This window comes from Streptomyces sp. NPDC058646 (genome assembly GCF_042716875.1).
GTDB lineage: Bacteria > Actinomycetota > Actinomycetes > Streptomycetales > Streptomycetaceae > Streptomyces.
Map to the genome: position 1 here is coordinate 106,462 of NZ_JBHXRK010000017.1, position 19,767 is coordinate 126,228.

The 19,767-nt window shown below is 73.6% G+C and carries 19 protein-coding genes and 2 tRNA genes; 8 read left to right on the forward strand and 13 right to left on the reverse strand.

Annotated elements, in window-relative coordinates:
* Positions 1-215: 215 nt before the first annotated feature.
* Entirely contained in the window at positions 216-2,420 is a 2,205-nt protein-coding gene (locus tag ACFWUZ_RS21585; protein WP_384375105.1) for an elongation factor G-like protein EF-G2, read from the forward strand.
* A gap of 128 nt (positions 2,421-2,548) precedes the next feature.
* Complete coding sequence (locus tag ACFWUZ_RS21590; protein WP_384375108.1) at positions 2,549-4,228, forward strand: hypothetical protein; 1,680 nt, start codon at positions 2,549-2,551, stop codon at positions 4,226-4,228.
* 48 nt (positions 4,229-4,276) lie between these two features.
* Here the strand turns inward: ACFWUZ_RS21590 and ACFWUZ_RS21595 are convergent, their stop codons facing one another.
* Together ACFWUZ_RS21595 and thrS are read right to left on the reverse strand one after the other, a co-directional pair.
* Positions 4,277-4,837 (reverse strand): HIT family protein, encoded by a 561-nt coding sequence (locus ACFWUZ_RS21595; protein WP_384375111.1) that lies wholly within the window; start codon positions 4,835-4,837, stop codon positions 4,277-4,279.
* Positions 4,838-4,919: 82 nt separating this feature from the next.
* The gene (gene thrS, locus ACFWUZ_RS21600) at positions 4,920-6,896 is read right to left on the reverse strand and encodes a threonine--tRNA ligase (protein WP_384375114.1); all 1,977 of its coding nucleotides are present in this window, start codon (positions 6,894-6,896) and stop codon (positions 4,920-4,922) included.
* A 201-nt stretch (positions 6,897-7,097) separates the two neighbouring features.
* On the opposite strand from thrS, the gene ACFWUZ_RS21605 reads away from it, so the two are divergent.
* Entirely contained in the window at positions 7,098-7,568 is a 471-nt protein-coding gene (locus ACFWUZ_RS21605; protein WP_384375117.1) for a GNAT family N-acetyltransferase, read from the forward strand.
* A 37-nt stretch (positions 7,569-7,605) separates the two neighbouring features.
* Here ACFWUZ_RS21605 and ACFWUZ_RS21610 read toward each other — a convergent pair whose 3' ends face one another.
* Positions 7,606-8,847 (reverse strand): hypothetical protein, encoded by a 1,242-nt coding sequence (locus tag ACFWUZ_RS21610; protein ID WP_384375120.1) that lies wholly within the window; start codon positions 8,845-8,847, stop codon positions 7,606-7,608.
* Positions 8,847-9,425, reverse strand: a complete 579-nt coding sequence (locus ACFWUZ_RS21615; RefSeq protein ID WP_384375123.1) for a DUF4365 domain-containing protein — start codon at positions 9,423-9,425, stop codon at positions 8,847-8,849. The genes ACFWUZ_RS21610 and ACFWUZ_RS21615 overlap by 1 nt, the downstream gene beginning before the upstream one ends.
* A gap of 221 nt (positions 9,426-9,646) precedes the next feature.
* On the opposite strand from ACFWUZ_RS21615, the gene ACFWUZ_RS21620 reads away from it, so the two are divergent.
* Positions 9,647-10,372 (forward strand): 3'-5' exonuclease, encoded by a 726-nt coding sequence (locus ACFWUZ_RS21620; protein WP_384375126.1) that lies wholly within the window; start codon positions 9,647-9,649, stop codon positions 10,370-10,372.
* Between the two features lie 66 nt (positions 10,373-10,438).
* On the opposite strand, the gene ACFWUZ_RS21625 is transcribed toward ACFWUZ_RS21620, so the two are convergent.
* Positions 10,439-10,510, reverse strand: a tRNA-Val gene (locus ACFWUZ_RS21625).
* A gap of 38 nt (positions 10,511-10,548) precedes the next feature.
* Positions 10,549-11,040 (reverse strand): SRPBCC family protein, encoded by a 492-nt coding sequence (locus tag ACFWUZ_RS21630; RefSeq protein WP_384375129.1) that lies wholly within the window; start codon positions 11,038-11,040, stop codon positions 10,549-10,551.
* A gap of 124 nt (positions 11,041-11,164) precedes the next feature.
* Between ACFWUZ_RS21630 and ACFWUZ_RS21635 the strand changes: the two genes are divergently transcribed.
* On the forward strand, positions 11,165-13,576 hold the full coding sequence (locus ACFWUZ_RS21635) for an SCO7613 C-terminal domain-containing membrane protein (RefSeq protein ID WP_384375132.1): 2,412 nt from the start codon (positions 11,165-11,167) through the stop codon (positions 13,574-13,576).
* 46 nt (positions 13,577-13,622) lie between these two features.
* Here the strand turns inward: ACFWUZ_RS21635 and ACFWUZ_RS21640 are convergent.
* A tRNA-Val gene (locus tag ACFWUZ_RS21640) sits at positions 13,623-13,694 on the reverse strand.
* Between the two features lie 45 nt (positions 13,695-13,739).
* Positions 13,740-14,177 carry a TIGR02611 family protein gene (locus ACFWUZ_RS21645; protein WP_384375135.1) on the reverse strand — a complete coding sequence of 146 codons (438 nt, stop codon included), beginning with the start codon at positions 14,175-14,177 and terminating at the stop codon, positions 13,740-13,742.
* Between the two features lie 177 nt (positions 14,178-14,354).
* On the opposite strand from ACFWUZ_RS21645, the gene ACFWUZ_RS21650 reads away from it, so the two are divergent.
* Both ACFWUZ_RS21650 and ACFWUZ_RS21655 read left to right on the forward strand, forming a co-directional pair.
* On the forward strand, positions 14,355-14,768 hold the full coding sequence (locus tag ACFWUZ_RS21650; protein ID WP_030011909.1) for an SsgA family sporulation/cell division regulator: 414 nt from the start codon (positions 14,355-14,357) through the stop codon (positions 14,766-14,768).
* A gap of 213 nt (positions 14,769-14,981) precedes the next feature.
* Positions 14,982-15,602, forward strand: coding sequence for a CGNR zinc finger domain-containing protein (locus ACFWUZ_RS21655; RefSeq protein WP_384375138.1), 621 nt, complete (start codon positions 14,982-14,984; stop codon positions 15,600-15,602).
* Here the strand turns inward: ACFWUZ_RS21655 and ACFWUZ_RS21660 are convergent.
* Positions 15,543-15,716 carry a hypothetical protein gene (locus ACFWUZ_RS21660; RefSeq protein WP_362056320.1) on the reverse strand — a complete coding sequence of 58 codons (174 nt, stop codon included), beginning with the start codon at positions 15,714-15,716 and terminating at the stop codon, positions 15,543-15,545. The two genes, ACFWUZ_RS21655 and ACFWUZ_RS21660, sit on opposite strands and share 60 nt — an antisense overlap.
* Before the next feature lie 91 nt (positions 15,717-15,807).
* Positions 15,808-16,230: a hypothetical protein gene (locus tag ACFWUZ_RS21665; RefSeq protein WP_384375142.1), complete on the reverse strand. Its 423-nt coding sequence runs from the start codon at positions 16,228-16,230 to the stop codon at positions 15,808-15,810.
* A 188-nt stretch (positions 16,231-16,418) separates the two neighbouring features.
* Here ACFWUZ_RS21665 and ACFWUZ_RS21670 point away from each other — a divergent pair, with 188 nt between their 5' ends.
* A complete protein-coding gene (locus tag ACFWUZ_RS21670) occupies positions 16,419-16,913 on the forward strand; it encodes a DsbA family protein (protein WP_384375145.1) in 495 nt (164 codons plus the stop codon).
* 24 nt (positions 16,914-16,937) lie between these two features.
* Here the strand turns inward: ACFWUZ_RS21670 and ACFWUZ_RS21675 are convergent, their stop codons facing one another.
* Genes ACFWUZ_RS21675 through ACFWUZ_RS21685 form a run of 3 tightly spaced genes read right to left on the reverse strand, consistent with a single transcriptional unit; the run spans position 16,938 to position 19,723 of the window.
* A complete protein-coding gene (locus ACFWUZ_RS21675) occupies positions 16,938-17,762 on the reverse strand; it encodes a GNAT family N-acetyltransferase (RefSeq protein ID WP_384375147.1) in 825 nt (274 codons plus the stop codon).
* 40 nt (positions 17,763-17,802) lie between these two features.
* On the reverse strand, positions 17,803-18,624 hold the full coding sequence (locus ACFWUZ_RS21680) for an aminotransferase class IV (protein ID WP_384375150.1): 822 nt from the start codon (positions 18,622-18,624) through the stop codon (positions 17,803-17,805).
* 31 nt (positions 18,625-18,655) lie between these two features.
* Entirely contained in the window at positions 18,656-19,723 is a 1,068-nt protein-coding gene (locus ACFWUZ_RS21685) for a chorismate-binding protein (protein ID WP_384375153.1), read from the reverse strand.
* Positions 19,724-19,767 lie beyond the last annotated feature (44 nt).

The window sequence follows — 19,767 nt, forward strand, 5'->3', positions numbered from 1 at the left end:
CGTAGCCAGCGCGCCGCCGCCCGGACGCCGCGCACCCACCGGTTCGCGCCACGTAAGACGTACTTCACGTCGCGGACCGCCCCACGACCCCCTCCCGCACGCCACCGCTACGACGTATGGACGCGATGTGACACCGGTGCAAAGCTCGAAGAGCCGCGTTTTCTCCTCGCAGGAACCCACCCTCCTCACCGTCACCACCGGGAGGCACGAGAATCATGGGAGCCACATCTCAGCAAGCCGGAGCCGCCGGCAGGGCACTGACGGCCGACCGACCGTCCTCCGTACGGAACGTCGTGCTGGTCGGCCACAGCGGATCGGGCAAGACCACGCTGGTCGAAGCCCTGGCCCTGACCGCGGGAGCGGTCAACCGGGCGGGCCGGGTCGAGGACGGCGCCACCGTCTCGGACTACGACGAGATCGAGCACCGGCGACAGCGTTCCGTCCAGCTCTCCCTCGTCCCCGTGGAATGGGACGGAATCAAGATCAACATTCTGGACACCCCCGGATACGCCGACTTCGTCGGGGAGCTCAGGGCCGGTCTGCGCGCAGCGGATGCGGCCCTCTTCGTCGTCTCGGCCGCGGACGGCGCCGAGGGGCTCTCCGGAGCCACCCGCATGGTCTGGGACGAGTGCGAGGCCGTCGGCATGCCCCGGGCCATCGTCGTCACCCACCTGGAGGCGGCCCGCGCCGACTACACGCAGATGGCCGCCGTCTGCGGCGAGATCTTCGGCGCCGAGGACCCCGACGCCGTCGTCCCGCTGTACCTCCCGCTGCACGGGCCGGCCGGCGCCGACGGGCACGCCCCCGTCACGGGCCTGCTGGGCCTGCTCACCCAGCGCGTCTACGAGTACGCCTCCGGGGAGCGCACCGAGCGCGATCCGGACCCGGACGAGCTCGCCCTGATCACCGACGCCCGCTCCCGCCTCATCGAGGGGATCATCGCCGAGAGCGAGGACGAGGGGCTCATGGACCGCTACCTCGGCGGGGAGGACATCGACCTCAAGACCCTCGTCGACGACCTGGAGCGCGCCGTGGCCCGCGGTACCTTCCACCCGGTCCTGATGGCCGCCCCCGCCGCCGACGGGGCCCGCCAGGGCCTGGGCACCGTGGAACTCCTCGAACTGGTCACCGGCGGTTTCCCCACCCCGCTGGAGCGCGCGCCCGTCTCCGTCACCACCCCCGACGGGGCCGCCCGGCCCGAGGTGACCTGCGATCCCGACGGCCCGCTCCTGGCCGAGGTCGTCAAGACCTCCTCCGACCCCTACGTCGGCCGCGTCTCCCTCGTCCGCGTCTTCTCCGGCACGCTGCGGCCCGAGGAGACCGTCCACGTGTCGGGGCACGGCCTGGCCGACCGCGGGCACGAGGACCACGACGTCGACGAGCGGATCGGCGCCCTCAGCTCCCCCTTCGGCAAACAGCAGCGCACCCTCACCCGGTGCATCGCCGGCGACCTCGCCTGCGTGGCCAAACTCACCCGCGCCGAGACGGGCGACACCCTCTCCGCCAAGGGCGCCCCGCTCCTCATGGAGCCCTGGAGCATGCCCGAGCCCCTGCTCCCCCTCGCCATCGAGGCCCACAGCAAGGCCGACGAGGACAAGCTCTCCCAGGGCCTGTCCCGGCTGGTCGCCGAGGACCCCACCATGCGCCTGGAGCAGAACCCGCACACCCAGCAGCTCGTCCTGTGGTGCCTCGGCGAGGCGCACCAGGACGTGGCCCTGGAGCGGCTGCGGACCCGGTACGGGGTCCAGGTGGACCCCGTACCGCACAAGGTGAGCCTGCGCGAGACCTTCGGCGGCAAGGCCGCCGGTCGCGGCCGGCACGTCAAGCAGTCCGGCGGCCACGGTCAGTTCGCGATCTGCGAGATCGAGGTCGAGCCCCTCCCGCCCGGCAGCGGCGTCGAGTTCGTCGACAAGGTCGTCGGCGGGGCGGTTCCGCGCCAGTTCATCCAGTCCGTCGAGAAGGGGGTGCGCGCCCAGGCCGCCCGCGGGGTCTGCGCCGGGTACCCGCTGGTCGACGTGCGGATCGCCCTGGTCGACGGCAAGGCCCACTCGGTGGACTCCTCCGACGCCGCCTTCCAGACCGCCGGCGGCCTCGCCCTGCGCGAGGCCGCGGCCCAGGCCGCCGTCCAGCTCCTCGAACCCGTCGCCGAGCTCTCCGTCGTGGTGCCCGACGACTACGTGGGCCCCGTCATGAGCGACCTCGCCGGCCGGCGCGGCCGCGTCGTGGGCACCGAGCAGGCCGGGACGGGACGGACCCGGGTCCGCGCCGAGATCCCCGAGATCGAGATCGGCCGCTACGCGATCGAGCTGCGCTCCGTCTCGCACGGCACCGGCCGCTTCGACCGCTCCTACGCCCGCCACGAGCCGATGCCCCCTCAGATCGCCGACAAGGTGCGCGAACGGTCCGAGAAGGGAAGGTAGTTCACATAGCACTACACAGCCGCCCACCCAACCCGCTTGCGGTGGGCGGCATTTCCCTGTCCCATGACCACGGGGCGGGATGCGCCGATAGGCTCGTCGGCGCACCAAAAGAGCAGGAACGCACAGCGATGGGGGCAGCGGTGGCGGACGACGGATTCGACTTCAGGCCCGGGGCGCAGGTTCCGCTCCAGGGCAGCGGAGGCCAGACGGCGGCGACCAACGCACTGGCCTCCGCCGCGTACCGGGACGGCGCGAAGGACACGGACCTGGCCTCCATACTCGGGGCCAACAGCGAGAACCACCCCGCCACGGTGAAGCCGCCGAAGATCTCCCTCTTCGAGCCCAGCCTCGGTGAGGCCTTCTGCCGGGCCGTGGAGGCCCGCACCCTCGGCGCGGCCCGCAAGCCGCTCATCCAGTCCTTCGGCGCCGATCCGCAGACCGTCGTCGAGCACTGCCTGGCCGCCTCCCGCATCCGCAAGGAGCGCGACCAGAAGCTCCGCCTGATCATGCTGGTGTGCGGGGTGCTCTTCCTGCCCGGCCTGCTCCTGTGGCTGGGCCTCTTCCAGCTCCGCAGGACCCTGTCCTCCAGCGGGGGCAAGCACACCTCCTGGATCGGCACCGCGCTCCTGGTGGGCGTCGGCATCCTGGTGGCCGTCCTGATGTTCCGGCTGCCGTTCACCGGCTTCTTCGGCCTCTACCTCCGCGCGATGATCATCGCCCCGGCCCTGGGCTGGCTGCTCGCCCGGCGCCTGTGCGAGTCCACCGCCGCCGATCTGCGCTCCCGCTGGGACGGGCTGCTGGCCGGGGACGGCATCGGCGCCAAGATCCCGGACGCGGTCCCCGGGAACCCGGACGAGAAGGCCCGTGAGGACCTGCGCCACCAGCTGGCCAAGCTGACCGCCGAGGACCGCAGCAACCACGTGTTCTACGCGGGCCCCAAGGGCATCCTCGGCATGGGGACCCGCTGGGGCAGCTGGCAGATGGCCGAGGAGCTGTCCCCCCGGTCGGAGGGCGCCGAGATCCATCCCTTCCGCAGCTGGGACGTCATACGCGCGATCGACACGCAGCTCCGCAAGCTGGAACGCGGGCCCCTGCACACCGGCGGGTTCCCGCCCGCCGCCATCCAGCACTGGATCGTCACCCCGGTCGGCGAGGGCGCGGTCGAGGTGGCCCGCCCCACCGGGGAGAACACCGACACCTTCCTCATCAAGCCGCACGAGATCACCCGGATCTGCAACGAGCAGCAGTTCAGCGCCGGGAACCGGCACTACCTGGGCATCCAGTACCCGCTCTGGGACGGCCAGCTCGTCATCACCATGCTGGTGACGGTCACCGTGCTCTACAAGACGCTGCGGGTGGACGTGACCGCGCACGCCCTGGGCCCCGTGCACGGCCTGTTCACCACGAAGTCCAAGGCCCCCGTGGTCGAGGTCCCCAAGAGCATCCGCTTCTGGGAGACCGTGGAGCGCCCCCTGCCGCTGGTGGACACGCAGGAGGTGGTGCGCCTCGCCGTGCGGGCCCCCCTGACCTGGTACCCGCCGATCCTCGACTTCCTCGGCGGCAAGCTGGTCCTGCCCGAGCCCTTCGGCCTGCGCCACGTGTGGGCGGGCTCGATGTGGCGCCACCGCTTCATGGCCGATGACGCGCTGCGCACCGTGGCCCCCGTGCTGAGGTCGGTGCACGCCGCCACGTTCAAGGTCCTGGAGGAGAACGGCGTCGACACCGACCGCTTCACCAACCGGTCCTCGATCATGAGCGGCCTCATCCAGGAACCCGCACCGCGCAAGGCGGACGTCTACGACGCCTAGACGGACCGGCCCGCCGGACCGCCGGCCGGGCCGGGCGCCCGGTCCCCGTCAGCCGGTGGGCCAGGCGTCCGCGAGCATCTGCCGCGTGTCCGCGAGCAGTTGGGGCAGCACCTTGGTGTGGCCGACGACCGGCATGAAGTTCGTGTCCCCGCCCCAGCGGGGCACGATGTGCTGGTGCAGGTGCGCGGCGATCCCGGCGCCGGCGGCGGCGCCCTGGTTCATGCCGATGTTGAAACCGTGCGCCCCGGACGCCTTGCGCAGCGCGACCATCGCCCGCTTGGTGAGGTCCGCGAGTTCGGCGGTCTCGGGGCCGTCGAGCTCCGTGTAGTCGGCGACGTGCCGGTACGGGACGACCATCAGGTGCCCGCCGTTGTACGGGTACAGGTTCAGCACCGCGTACACGTGCTTGCCGCGCGCCACCACCAGGCCGTCCTGGTCGGTCATCTCCGGAATCCCGCAGAAGGGACAGCCGTCCCCGGCCTCCGGGCCGGTCGGCTTGTTCTCCCCTTGGATGTACGCCATCCGGTGGGGCGTCCACAGACGCTGGAACGCGTCCTGCGTGCCCACACCGATCTGCTGCTCCGGCTGAATCGTCATGGCATGCAGCATATGACCTCGCCTGCGTGTACGAGGAAGGCCCCCGGAAAGTGGTCGCTCTCCGGGGGCCGCCTGCGTTTCCTGCCTGGTCGGGTCAGACCTGGACGCGGTCCTCGACGACCTTGGCCAGCTTCGCCAGCGCCTCGTCGCGCGGGACGCCGTTCTCCTGCGAACCGTCGCGGTAGCGGAAGGAGACGGTGCCCGCGGCCATGTCCTCGTCACCGACGATGATCATGAAGGGGACCTTGAGCTTCTGGTGGTTGCGGATCTTCTTCTGCATGCGGTCCGAAGAGGCGTCGACCTCGACCCGCAGACCCTTCTTCTTCGCCTCGGCGGCGAACTCCTGCAGGTACTCCACGTGCCCGTCGCCGATCGGGATGCCGACCGCCTGGACCGGGGCCAGCCACGGCGGCATGGCGCCCGCGTAGTGCTCCAGCAGGACCGCGAAGAAACGCTCGATCGAGCCGAAGAGCGCGCGGTGGATCATGACCGGGCGCTGGCGGGAGCCGTCCGGGGCGGTGTACTCCAGGCCGAAGCGCTCCGGCAGGTTGAAGTCGAGCTGAATGGTCGACATCTGCCAGGTACGGCCGATGGCGTCCCGCGCCTGCACGGAGATCTTCGGGCCGTAGAAGGCCGCGCCGCCCGGGTCGGGGGTCAGCGGGAGGCCCTGCTTCTCGGCGACCTGCTGGAGGACGGCGGTGGCCTCCTCCCACACCTCGTCCGAGCCGACGAACTTCTCCGGGTCCTTGGTCGACAGCTCCAGGTAGAAGTCGGTCAGACCGTAGTCGCGCAGCAGGTTCAGGACGAAGGTGAGCGTGCGGTCGAGCTCGTCCGCCATCTGCTCGCGGGTGCAGTAGATGTGCGCGTCGTCCTGGGTGAAGCCCCGGGCGCGGGTCAGACCGTGCACGACGCCCGACTTCTCGTACCGGTACACGGTGCCGAACTCGAACAGGCGCAGCGGCAGCTCCCGGTAGGAGCGCCCGCGCGCGTCGAAGATCAGGTTGTGCATCGGGCAGTTCATGGGCTTGAGGTAGTAGTCGGTACCACCGTCGAGCTGCATGGGGGGGTACATGCCCTCCGCGTACCAGTCCAGGTGCCCGCTCTTCTCGAAGAGCGCGCCCTTGGTGGCGTGCGGGGAGTAGACGAACTCGTACCCCTCCTCCTCGTGCCGGCGGCGCGAGTAGTCCTCCATGGTCCGGCGGATGATGCCGCCGCGCGGGTGGAAGACGGCGAGGCCGGAGCCGATCTCGTCGGGGACGGAGAAGAGGTCCAGCTCGTTGCCGAGCTTGCGGTGGTCGCGCTTCTCGGCCTCGGCGAGGAAGTCGAGGTGCGCCTTCAGCTCGTCCTTCGAGGGCCACGCGGTGCCGTAGATGCGCTGGAGCATCGGGTTCTTCTCGCTGCCGCGCCAGTAGGCGGCCGCGTTGCGCATCAGCTTGAAGGCCGGGATGTTGCGGGTGGTGGGCAGGTGGGGACCGCGGCAGAGGTCCTTCCAGCACAGCTCGCCGGTCTTCGCGTCCAGGTTGTCGTAGATGGTCAGCTCGCCGCCGCCCACCTCGACGTTCGCGCCGTCGTCGGTCGAAGCGGAGCCCTTGATGCCGATGAGTTCGAGCTTGTACGGCTCGCCGGCGAGTTCCTCGCGGGCCGCCTCGTCGGTGACCACGCGGCGGGAGAAGCGCTGGCCGCGCTTCTGGATCTCCTGCATCTTCTTCTCGATGGCCTTGAGGTCATCGGGGGTGAAGGGCTTCGCGACGTCGAAGTCGTAGTAGAAGCCGTTCTGGACGGGCGGGCCGATGCCCAGCTTGGCCTCGGGGAACAACTCCTGCACGGCCTGCGCCATGACGTGCGCGGTCGAGTGGCGCAGGATGTTCAGGCCGTCCTCGGAGGAGATCTCCACCGGCTCGACGGTCTCGCCGTCCTTCACCTCGTACGCGAGGTCCTTCAGCTCACCCGCGACGCGCGCGGCGACGACGGTGCGCTCGCCGGCGAAGAGCTCGGCCGCCGTAGTGCCCGTGGCCACCACGCGCTCGTCCCGCTCGGAATCGCGTTGGATGATCACACGGACGTCTGACACGGTCTCTCCTGACTCAGGGGGTGCGCGAGCGAACACTGCGCGCCTGAATCGTACCGAGCGGAGTGGCCGCGCCGCTAAACGGTTACCCGCCCGGCCCGGCCGGTGGGCCCCGGGCCCCCGCGTGCCGGGGCCCGGCCCCGGCGGGGCGGCGCAGGCGGGGCGGGGGCGGGCCCCGGCGCCGCCGTGGGTAGCCTGGGCCGTATGCCGATCCTCCCGCTGGACCTGACCGACGACGCCACCGCGGCGGCCGTGCACCGTATCGGGCGGGCGGCGTACGCGGTGGAGGCGGAGCTGATCGGCTTCGACGGCATCCCGGCGCTGGGCGAGAGCCTCGTGCAGATGCGGGCGCACGGCCTGAACTGGGTCGGAGCGGTTGCGGACGGCGGCGAACTCGCCGGTTTCCTGGCCTGGGAGGAGCAGGGCGCAGGCGGCGTCGGCATCGACCGGCTGTGCGTGGACCCCGCCTGGTTCCGCCGGGGCATCGCCTCCCGGCTGCTCCGTCACGCCCTGACGGACCTCTTCCCCGACCGCCCCGTCACGGTCACCACGGGCGCGGCCAACACCCCCGCCGTGACCCTGTACACCCGCATGGGCTTCACCCGCGGCCAGGACTTCTCCCCCGCCCCGGGTCTGACCATGGCGTCGTTCACCTCCCGCCCCTCCGGCGTGTGAGGAGCGGGGGCAGCGCCCCCGGCAACGGCGCCGCACCCTAGTCGTCGCCCGGCAGCACGTCCGCAGGATCGAACGCCTCGTCGAGGGACTTCATCAGGCGGTCCCGCTCCACCTCGTCCAGCGGGACCGGGGTCACGTCCGTGGCGTCGGCCAGCCGCCGGAAGCCGCCCCGGCGCTGGAGCCGCCCGCTGACCCGGATCGGCAGGCCCACCAGGTGCGCGTGGCCCGCCACCCGGTACGCCTCCTCGTCGAGCACGGCCCGGACGTACGGGACCTCCGCCCCGGCGAGGACCCGCAGCCGGACCGTGCCCCCGCCGCCCGGGGCCGAGCGGCGCATGCGGACCACGGCGCCCGCGAGCCGGACGGGAACGGCGGGCTCGTCACGGGTGAAGCGGGCCGCCGCCTCCCGGAGCACGGGCAGGTCCCCGGGCGAGAACTCCACCGGCTCCGGCCGGGCCGCGCATCCGGCCGGGACCCCGGCCGCCGGTGCCCAGGCCAGCGCGACCCGGGCCCCCTCCGATCCCCCCACCAGCGCGATCAGCGCGTCGGCCAGCTCCCGGCTGACCCCGGCCTGCACGGCGGCGTCGAAGGCCTCCATCCCGCCCGTGGCCCGCCGGTAGTCCACCGCCTCGCGGGCGGCGTGCAGCGCGTGGTGCAGCCGCGTCACCGTCCCCCGGCCCCCGTCCACCGGGACGTACGCGGTCAGCCGCCGCCCGCCCGGCGAAGGCCCCACCAGCACCCCGTCCAGGGCCCGTTCGGCCTGCTTCCGGTGGCGGGCGCCGTAGTACCCGGCCCTTGCCCGGTCCGCCAGCGCCCCCGCGAGCAGGAGCTGGCGGGCCGCCGAGCGCAGCTGCTCCTGCACAGTCCACGCGGCCTCGCCCCGGAGCCCGTACGGCCCCTCCGGGATCTCCCGCTCCCAGCGGATCTCGTCGCTCGGCACGCTCAGCCCGTAGAGCACCTCCCGCGCGGACGGCAGGGCGCTGCGCGAGAGGGCGGTCAGCGCCTCCTCCAGCAGGTCGGCGCAGTCGGGGAAGGTCCGGCTCTCGGGGACGAGCAGGCTGGTCGCCGGGGTGGTCCCCGGGCGGGCGGCGGGCGGGGTCCAGCGCCCGTACCGCCCGGCGGCGCCGCCCCGGCGGAGCCAGCCGTGCCGGTGCAGGAGCGCGCCCAGCACGGCCGGGTCCACCTGCGCGGGATCGGGCGTGCCGGGGCGGGTGAAGTCCGCGTACCCCAGGGGTTCCTGCGAGGACAGGGGTTCGAGGTCCGGTGAGTGCCAGTGCATCAAGGTGTCCCTCCCGACCCGACCCGGGTCATGATCGCGCACAGCGCCCGGTCGTCGAAGATCCGCGCGGTCGGTATCCGTACGGTGGTCCGGCGGCGGCCCGTGACGGGCTGTCCGGCGAGGTTGGTCCAGTAGCAGCAGTGCCGCAGGTCGAGGCGGTCGTGACCGGCGGACAGCCACTGGTCGCGCTCGCGCGGGACGAGCATCACCACGAGGATCTTGTGGACGGCGACCGGGGTGCGCGCCAGCTTCACGAGGTGCTCGTTGTCGAGGGTGAAGCCGAAGGTGGGTCCGGCCGGTCTCGGCGGTATCTGGTAGGTCGCCTTCAACTGCACCTTGATGGTGACTTCGTCGTCGACGACGTGTTCGGGAGCGCCGTGGCTGACGTGCCAGTCGATGCCGTTGTCCGGGAAGGGCTGGGAGAGCGAGCAGCCGGCCGCGGCGGCGACGGCGTGCAGGTATCCCACTTGAAGGGTCTCCATGCAGGCGGTGGTGGCGAGTGTGCCGCGCAGCGGTCCGCTTCGCGGATCGATCTGCCCCTGCAGCACCCCGCCCTGTTCGGGCTGCGCGAGCGCCATGGCCGGCTCCCCATGCCTTCCGGGCTCTGCCGTGGGTGGTGGGTGGGGTGACGGCCGATCACCTGTGCGGTCCCCCAAGGAAGTTGTCTCCGCAGCCGGGCCCCCGCAAACGGCGTACGGGGCAAACAGCCCGGGTATCACCGAAGCGGGCGAGGGTGGCACGTTCCGAGGCGGCGGCGCCCGGGTGCCCCCATCTGCCGACCGGGGACGAGGAGTTCGCCATGACACGCTGGTACGAGGGCCCGCTGGCCGCATTCGACACGGAGACCACCGGGGTGGACGTGGAACAGGACCGGATCGTGTCCGCCGCGCTCATCGTGCAGGAGTGCGCGGGCGGCCGGGTCCGCTCGACGCGCTGGCTGGTCAACCCCGGGATCCCGGTGCCGCCGGGGGCCACGGAGGTGCACGGCCTCACCGACGAGCACCTCCAGCGGCACGGGCGCTGGCCGGCGCCGGTCGTGGAGGAGATAGCCCGCGCCCTCGGGGAGCAGCAGGTGGCGGGCCGGCCGGTGGTGGTGATGAACGCTCCGTTCGACCTGACCCTGCTGGACCGGGAGTTGCGCCGGCACCGGGCGTCGTCGCTGTCGCGGTACCTGGACAACCGGCCGCTGACCGTGCTGGATCCGCGGGTGCTGGACAAGCACCTGGACCGGTACCGCAAGGGCCGCCGGACACTGACGGACCTGTGCGCGCACTACGGGATCGAGCTGGAGGGCGCGCACGACGCGGCGGCGGACGCGCTGGCCTCGCTGGAGCTCGTACGGGCGGTGGGGCGGCGGTTCGCGGGGCGGCTGGAGCGGCTGACCCCGGCGGAGCTGCACACGCTCCAGCAGGTCTGGCACGCGGCTCAGGCCCGCGGGCTCCAGGCGTGGTTCGCGCGGCAGGGCACCCCGGAGTCGGTGGATCCGCACTGGCCGCTGCGGCCGGACCTGTCGACGGCGGCATGAGCGGCACGGAAAGGCCCCGGAGATGCGGAAGGCCGGTCCGTCATCAGACGGACCGGCCTGTCCCGGTGGGCGATACTGGGATCGAACCAGTGACCCCTTCGGTGTGAACGAAGTGCTCTCCCGCTGAGCTAATCGCCCGGGAACGCACTGAACAATACAGAAGCCCCGGGGCTGGTTCAAACCGCTTCCGGGGAAGCGGCCAGCCGGGCCGCGAGAGCCTGCCGGCCGGCCCGCATCATCAGCGTGTGGTTGAGGCGGAACAGCGGCCGCCCCGGCACCGCGAGCCGCCGCAGCAGGGGCAGGCGCACCTCGACCTCCTGCTCGTACAGCGCGCGTGTGCGCGCCCCGCCGCCGGGTCCGCGGCGGGGGCGTACGGTCCACCGCGCCCAGCCCTCGATGTCGCCGTGGAGCGCCACCTCCAGGACGCCGCGGCGCGGGTCGCGGAGCAGTTCGGTGGCGGTGACGTGGAGGGCGTACGGCAGCACCGACCGGACCAGGGCGGTGCCGCTGCGGCCGTCGACGGCCTCCACCCGGCGGAACTGGGGCCACCAGCGCGGGTACTCCCCCACCCGTTCCAGTACGGCGTAGACGCGGGCGGGCGGCGCGTCGAGGTCCCACACGCTGCGGAAGCGGTAGCGGCTCCAACGGTCCCCGCGGCTCTGGTCCATGGGCCCAGTCTGTCCCCCGGCCCGGCCGCGTACGCCCGGTTCCGCGACACCCGTGCGTACTCAGGGCGGATCTGAGTACGCACGCCCATGTCCTGACCGGGTGACGGGCGCCACACTCCGCATCATGGACAAGTCCCTGCCGCCGGCCGAGGAGCTGGCGCTCATCGACCGCGAACTGGCTCAACTCGACTCCCGGCGGCTGTACCTGCTGGCGCGGCGGGACTGGCTGCTGCGGCTGCTGCACGGGTACGGCCCGGCTCCGGCCGGGTGGGGCGCTGCGGCGGGCCCGGGCGCCCCGGCCGGGTGGGGGGCTCCGCCGCCCGCGAAGGAGACGTCGGCCCCGAGTGCGCAGAACGTGCTGCTCGCCCTGGGCGCGGTGCTGCTGGCGGTGGCCGCGCTGGCCTTCACGCTGGTGAGCTGGGGCTCGCTCGGGATCGGCGGGCGCTCCGCCGTGCTGGCGGCGGTCACGGCGGCCGCGCTGGGCGCGCCCGTGGCGCTGCTGCGGCGGGGGCTGCGGTCGACGGCCGAGTCGGTGGCGGCGGTCGGCCTGCTGCTGACGGTGCTGGACGCGTACGCGCTGTACGCGGTGGCCCTGCCGGACACGGACCCGGTGGGCTACGCGGCGGCCGCGACCGCGGCGGGGGCGGCGCTGTGGGCCGGGTACGGGTGGGCGCTCGCCCTCCGGGCCGGGCCGGAGGGTCCCGCAGGGCGGGTGCCCGCGCTGCGGATCCCGCTGCCCGCTGCGGTGCTGGCGGCCCAGTGGCCGCTGCCGCTGGCGGCGCTGGCCGCCGGGGCCGGGCCGCTGGGCCTGGGCTGGGCGCTGCTGGCGACGGCGGTGCTGGACGCGGCGCTCGCGCTGCGGGTCCGGGCGGGGTGGGCGGTGGCGGCGTGGGTCCCGGCGGCCGTGCTGGGTGCGGGTGCCCTGCTGACCGGGGCCGGCCGGTCGTGGGCGGCGGCCTCGGTGGCCGGCGCGCTGGCCCCGGGGGCGCTGCTGCTCGCGGTGGCCGCGTTCGGGGTGGCGGTGACGTGGTGCCGGCCGCGGCTCCGGGCGGCCGCGTCGGCGGGTGGCCTCGCGGCGGTGGCGGCGCTCGGCGGTGCCGTGCGTCCGGAGCTGGATCCGGGCTGGGTGGTGGTGGCGCACCTGCTGCTGGCGCTGCCGCTGCTGGCGGCCGTACGGGCGGCCGGACTGCCGGAGCCGGTCCGGCGGGGGCTGTGCGGAGCCGGGGCGCTGGTGGCGGCCCTGGCGGCGCTGGCGGCGTGGTCGGCGGTGGTTCCGACGCTGCTGGTCCGGGTCGGGGTGCTGGACGAGGTGTGGGCCGCGTCGACCCCGGCGGCGGATCCGTACTGGCCGGGTGCGGCGGTACCGGTGGTCCTGCTGGTCGCGGCCGGGGCCGCCCGGTGGCTGTCGCGGGCGCTCCCGCGGCCCCTGCTGCCGGTCGTGGCGGTGACGGCGGCCTGGGCCGGTCTGTTCGCGGCCCCGGTACTGCTGGGCTTCCCGGTGGCGGTGGTCCTCGCGGTGCAGTCGGCGGTGACGGCGGGCGCGGGGGCGCTGGCCCTGCGGTCCCGGGCGCGGGGCACGGCGGTCGCGGCGGGCGTCTGCGCGCTGGCGGGGGCCGCGAACGTGTCCCTGGGCGCGCTGGACGGGCGTACGGCGACCTTCGCGGTGTGGGGGCTGCTGGGGGCGGGCTGCGCGGCGGGGGCGGCGTACGGGGCCGCTCCGCGCCTGACCCGGTCCTGGGCGGCGGTGTGCGCCGTCGGGTACGCCACGGCGGTGCTGGTGGCGGTGTGCGCGGCGGTGCCGCTGGCGCCGGGGTGGTGGGCGCTGCCGGTGCTCGCGGTCCCGGCGGCGGTGGCCGCTCTCGGTCCGCGGCTGGGCGGCGTCCGGGTGGCGGCCGAGGGGTCGGCGGCCGTGGCCGGAGGTGTGGCGGTGGCACTGGCCCTGGCGGCCGGGCGGGCGGGGACGGTGGCCCTGGTGCTGGCGCTGGCCGGGGTGATCTGCGCGGGCGCGGCGGTGCGGGCGGACCGGCGGCAGCTGGGCTGGGCCGCGGGGGCGCTGTTCGTCCTGGCCACCTGGGTGCGGCTGGCGGAGGCCTGGGTCACGGCCCCGGAGGCGTACACGCTGCCGGTGACCGTGCCGGCGCTCGCGGTGGGCCTGCTGCGCCGCCGCAGGGATCCGCGCTGCCCGTCCTGGACGGCGTACGGCCCGGGGCTGGCGGCGACGCTGCTGCCGAGCCTGCTCGCTGCCTGGGGGGACCCGCACTGGCTGCGCCCGCTGCTGCTCGGAGCGGCCGCGCTGACGGTGACCCTGATCGGCGCACAGCGGAGGCTGCAGGCCCCGCTGCTGCTGGGCGGCGCCGTGCTGGCCGCGGTGGCCCTGCACGAGCTCGCCCCGTACGTGGTCCAGGTGGTGGGCGTGCTCCCGCGCTGGCTGCCGCCGGCGCTGGCGGGCCTGCTGCTGCTGGCCGTGGGCGCGACGTACGAGAAGCGGCTGCGCGAGGCCCGGCGGCTGCGGGACGCGCTGGGGCGGCTCGGGTGACGCCAGAGGCCCGGAGACTAGAAAGTCTCCGGGCCTCTGGTCCGGGTGGGCGATACTGGGTTCGAACCAGTGACCCCTTCGGTGTGAACGAAGTGCTCTCCCACTGAGCTAATCGCCCGGACGCACCGCAAACATTACCGCATGTCAGCGGCGCTCCCGACCATCACTGGTCCTCGAGGTTCCAGGGCAGCACGAGCCCGTACTTCCACAGGTAGAAGCCGATCAGCGCGCCCGCGACGACGAGCCCGACGGTGGTCAGGACGAGGTTGCGGCGCCGGACCTTGGGATCGAGCGCCTTCTGCGCGGCCTCGGTGACCTTGCGCTTGGTCCAGCGCAGGACGAGGTGGGCCCAGGCGAACTCGGTCGCCCAGATCGCCAGCCCCGCGAAGATGGCGACCCAGCCGGGGCCGGGCAGGACGAGCATGGCGACACCGGCGGCGATCACCGCGAGGCCGACGACGAAGACGCCGACCTGCCAGCTCAGGTGCAGGGTCCGGCGGGCCTTGACGAAGGCGGGTGCCTTCGACACGTGCGGCGTCTCTTCGGCTGCCGACTCGCTGTTGGCGGACTCATTGGTCTCGCGGTCACTCCCCGTATTCATGACTCCGAATCTACCCGAGCCGGATACACGCGCGAACGGTGGTTTGGATCCGCCGTCCGAGGGACCCAGAGGTCCGCAAAACGGTCAGAGGGGTTTACAACGGCACCGTAGGTGGCATGTCGATTTCGCCGACGTGCGAATCCCCGAGCGCACACTGAGCGAAAGGCCCTGGCGCTTATGAACACCACGGTCAGCTGCGAGCTGCACCTGCGCCTCGTTGTGTCGAGCGAGTCCTCACTGCCTGTTCCCGCGGGCCTGCGGTATGACACGGCCGACCCCTACGCCGTGCACGCCACCTTCCACACCGGCGCCGAGGAGACGGTCGAATGGGTATTCGCCCGCGACCTCCTCGCGGAGGGCCTCCACCGGCCCACCGGTACCGGCGACGTCCGCGTCTGGCCGTCCCGCAGCCACGGTCAGGGCGTCGTCTGCATCGCCCTGAGCTCACCGGAGGGAGAAGCACTGCTCGAAGCACCTGCCCGAGCACTCGAGTCGTTCCTCAAGCGGACGGACGCCGCGGTTCCACCAGGGACCGAGCACCGGCACTTCGACCTCGACAAGGAGCTCTCCCACATCCTGGCCGAAAGCTGAGCCAGGCCGACAGCCGCTCGACACCGTCCGACTCGGGGCGACGGTGTGGGCCGGACAACGACATACGGCAGTACCGGCGCTGTTCCCGCGGAAGCCATCCGCGGGGACGGCGCCCGCATGCGTGGGGGCACCCCGTGAAAGGGACCGGCTAGAGTCCTCCCCCAGCGGCGGCACTGGCCCGTCGCCGCAGGCCCGGCCCCTGAGGGAGACCCCGTGCAGATCCCCCACGACACCCGTCGCGCGCTCGACGTCGTCGTCGCGCTGGTGAACACCGCGGCCGAAGCGGACCACCCCGACGGACTGGCGGACATCGGTGCGCTGCGCGCGTTCGTCAGGGAGTACGCGATCAGCGACGTCGGCGAGCTCGGCGCCCGCGACCTGTCCGGGGTCCGCGCGGTGCGCGGCAAGTTCGCCCAGGTCTTCGCAGCACCGAACTCCCGTGCGGCGGCCGGACTGATCAACGAGCTGGTGGCGACGGCCGGAACCACTCCGCAGCTGACCGACCACGACGGCTACGACTGGCACGTGCACTACTTCGCGCCGGGCGCCTCCGTGGGCGACCACCTCGCGGCCGACGGCGGCATGGCCCTGGCCTTCATCGTGGTCTCGGGCGAACAGGAGCGGCTGCGCCGATGCGAGGCCCCGGACTGCCGGCGCGCCTTCGTGGACCTGTCCCGCAACCGGTCCCGGCGCTACTGCGACAGCCGGACCTGCGGGAACCGCCTGCACGTGGCGGCGTACCGGGCCCGGCGCAAGGAAGCCGGCGCCGGGGCGTCAGAGCAGGAAGAGATCGTGCACGGCGGCGAGCAGCAGCAAGGTGCCGATCACTCCTAGGAAGATCATCAACGGCGGCTGGGACAGCGCGAAGAGGCAGCCTCGCGGCTCCTCGGCGACGGGGGCGGGGACCGGCGCGGGAACGGACGGCTCACCCTGCGATGTGTCGAGCATGTCGGGCCGATGATGGCGCAGCGCGCTGCCATCCGTCCCTCAACACGCCAACATCCGGGCGGCAGTTCGCCCGATCTTGTGGGCGGGCCGGTCAGATCCCGTGCTTCTTGAGGATGGCCTCGATGTCGGAGAAGTCCTCCCCGGCGGCCGGGGGGTTCTGCCGGGTGCCCGGACGGGGCCGGGAACCGGCGTCGAGCGAGGGCGCGGAGGCGGCCGGGGCCACGGCCTCCCGGGCGGCCCCCTCGGCCCCCCTGCCGAGGCGGCGCCGTTCCACGACGCGGGTGGTGAGGAGCAGCAGCCAGGCCAGCCCCAGCAGGCCGAAGCCCGCCCAGACCACCGGCTTGAAGACCATCCCGGACACCCACTCCACGACGCCCGTCATCACCAGGCCCACGGGCACCAGTGCGTACGCGGCGATCCGCGTGGCGGCCAGGAAGCGCTTGCGGTAGGCGGTCAGTGCGGCGATGCCCAGGCCCGCCGCGGACACCGCGGAACACATCGTCTCGGCGAGCATGCGGTCCTCCAGAGCTGGGCGGTCCTTCCCTGTCCATCGTGCACCGGCGCCCGCCGTCGCGGCCAGGCCCGGGCCCCTGCGCGGACGGATCTCCGGGACATCTCCGGGTCACGTCTCCTCCCCAGGTCCCAGGCGCCGGGCCACGGGTCCGGGTCGGCCGGGGGACACGGGGCTGGGAGAATGTCCACATGACCGATTCCGTGATCCTCGACGTCTGGTGCGAACTCCAGTGCTCCGACTGCCACAGCGCCCTGGAGGACGTCCGCGCCCTGCGGGCCCGCTACGGCGACCGGCTGGACATCCGGCTGCGCCACTTCCCCCTGGAGAAGCACAAGCACGCCTTCGCGGCGGCGCAGGCCGCCGAGGAGGCCGTGGAGCAGGGGCAGGGCTGGCCGTACGCGGAGGCCGTACTGGCCCGTGCCGCCGAGCTGGGGGAGCGCGGTGAGCCGGTCCTGCTGGACGTGGCGCGCGAACTCGGCCTCGACGTGGAGGAGTTCGACACCGCTCTGATCGACGGGCGGCACATCCTGATCGTCGACGCCGACCAGGCCGAGGGCAAGGCGATCGGTGTGAGCGGCACGCCGACGTACGTGATCGGCGGCGAGCGCCTCGACGGCGGCAAGAGCCAGGAGGGCCTGCGCGCCCGCATCGAGGAGATCGCCGACCGCCTGCTCCCGGCCTGACCGGCGGGACGTTCACGGACCCCCCTACAGCAGGTCCTTGGCGTAGTTGACGTTCGTGGGCCGGTAGCCGAGGGACTCGTACAGGCGCAGGGCCGGGGTGTTGCCCGCGAAGACGTGGAGACCGAGGACGCGGTCGCCCGCCGCGAGGGCCGTGCGCTCCGCGAGGAGCATCAGGTCCCGGCCGTACCCCCGTCCGCGGTGCGCTGCGTCGACCGCGACGTCGAAGACGTACGACCCCTCCCCGGACGGTGCGACCCACAGGTGCCCGACGGGGCCGGCAGCCGCCTCCAGGACGGCGAAGGTGACGTTCGGGGTGGCCAGGCCCTGGGGCAGCCGGCCGGCGTGGTCGGCCTCCGACTTGGCCCGGGCGGCCTCCTGCGGCATACCCCGGGCGATCCAGTCCTCGGCGTAGCCCCGGACGGCCTCGACGCGCCAGGCCTCGAACTCGGCCCCCGTCATCGGGCGGCCCCGGACGCCCTCGGACAGTGCGGGGGGATCCTCGGGGAGCTCCTTGGCCATGTGGCGGCTGTACTCGGTGTAGCCGAGGGAGCGGGCCAGGCGCAGGCCGGCGGCCGAGTCCGCCGGGACCGAGACCCGGACCCGGCGGCAGCCCCAGCCGCGCAGCACCTCCTCGGCGGCGAGCGCGGCCACCGTGGCCCGGCCCCGGCGGCGGTCGGGTTCGTCGACGCCGAGGTCGCGGATCTCCCCGACGGCCGGCCCGAAGGGGGTGTCCGCGGCGATCAGCAAGGAGCCGACGCGCCTGCTGTTGACCCGGATCTCGTACGGCCGGGTCCGCGCCCCGCCGTCGCTCTGCTGAAGCGGCCCGGACGGCCGCAGGGTGGTGGTCATCGTCCGAGTTCTACCCGCCCGGAGGGCCGTGGCGACAGGGTCACGGGTCGATGTCCTGCGCGGAGCGGGCTGCGAAGACCCGCATCGCCTCGGCGGTGACCGGCCCCGGACCGGATCCGAGCTCACGGCCGTCGATCCGTACGACCGCCTGGACGTCGCGCAGCGAGGAGGTCAGGAAGATCTCCTCGGCCTGCTCCAGCGCCTCGAGGGGCAGGTCGGTCTCCTTGGCCCCGGCCCAGTCCGCGACGAGCGCCCGGGTGATGCCGGCCAGGCAGCCGGAGGCGACGGGCGGGGTGTGCAGTTCCCCGTCGAGCACGACGAACACGTTGGAGCCGGTGCCCTCGCAGAGGCGGCCCAGGGTGTTGGCGAAGAGTGCCTCGGAGGCCCCGGCCCGGTGGGCGGCGGCCAGCGCGACGACGTTCTCGGCGTACGAGGTGGTCTTCAGCCCCGCCACCGCGCTGCGCTCGTTGCGCACCCAGGGCACCGTGACGGCGGCGGTGGTGTCCGGACGGCGGGTGGTCTCCGCGACGGCGGCGATCAGGGTCGGGCCGGCGTCGCCGCGGTCGGAACCGAGCGGGGAGATGCCGCCGGTGCAGGTGACCCGCAGCCGGCCGAGCGGCATCGGGTTGGCCTCCAGTACGGCCGCGCAGGCCCGGCGCACCTCGTCGAGGTCGGGGTCGGGGAGGCCGAGGCCGCGGGCCGAGCGGGTCAGCCGCTCCAGGTGGCGGGTGAGCCCGAAGGCCCGGCCCCGTTCCGCCTTGAGCGTCTCGAAGACGCCGTCACCCACGGTCAGCCCGTGGTCGAACACGGACACCTTCGCCGCGTCCGCGTCCCGCAGCGCTCCGTCGAGCCAGATCCTCACCGTGCTGTCCTTCCGTAGTCCCGCGCGTCCCCTACGCCCTGTACGTCCCGTGGGCGCCGGGCGCCTCGTGGATGCCCGACGCTACCCGGAGGAGGCGTGCCGCCTTCAGCTCGGTCTCGGCCCATTCGCGGTCGGGGTCGGAGCCCCAGGTGATGCCCGCCCCGGTACCGAAGAGCAGGCGGGGGCCGCCGGGGGCCTCCCGGTCGATCCAGAAGGTGCGGATGCCGACGGCCAGCTCGGCGGTGCCCTGGTCGGCGTCGACCCAGCCGATGCCTCCGCAGTAGGGGCCGCGCGGGGCGGTCTCCAGCGATTCGATGATCCGCAGGGCGGAGGACTTCGGGGCGCCGGTGACGGAGCCGGGCGGGAAGGTCGCGGCGAGCAGCTCGGGCCAGCCGGCGCCGTCGGCCAGCTCGCCGCTGACGGTGGAGACGAGGTGGACCAGGCCGGGGTGCTCCTCCACGGCACACAGCTCGGGCACCGCGACGGAGCCGGTGGCGCAGACCCGGCCGAGGTCGTTGCGTACGAGGTCCACGATCATGACGTTCTCGGCGTGGTCCTTGGGCAGCAGGTCGGCGACCGTACGGCCGGTGCCCTTGATCGGGCCCGACTCGACGTGGCGGCCGGCCCGGCGCAGGAACAGCTCGGGCGAGGCGGTGGCGATCTCGACGCCGTGGGCGGGGAGCCGAATCGTTCCTGCATAGGGTGCCGGGTTGCCGCGCGCGAGGAGTGCGGTGAGCGCGTCGACATCGGCTCCGGCCGGGTCGGCCAGCGGCGCCGACATCACCCTGCAGAGGTTGGCCTGGTACACCTCACCTGCGGCGATGAACTCGCGGATGCGGCGTACGCCGGAGGTGTAGGCGGCGCGGTCGAGGGAGGAGGTCCACTCGTCGGCGTCCGGTCCGCGCCAGGCGCCGGGGACGGGTGCGGGGACCGGATCGGGGCGTATGTCCCCGAAGCGCGCGCAGACGAGCCGCCCTTCGAAGTCCGCGGCCACCGCCCAGAACCCGGTGGAGTCGAGGGCGGCGGGATCACTGGTGACGTCTCGGAGGTCGGTCGCGAGGAGGCCGCCGAAGCGGGCCAGAGGAGGCAGGTCGTGCACGGCTGCGAGTCTATGACCGGTGACGCGGCGGCGCCGGTGGGGTG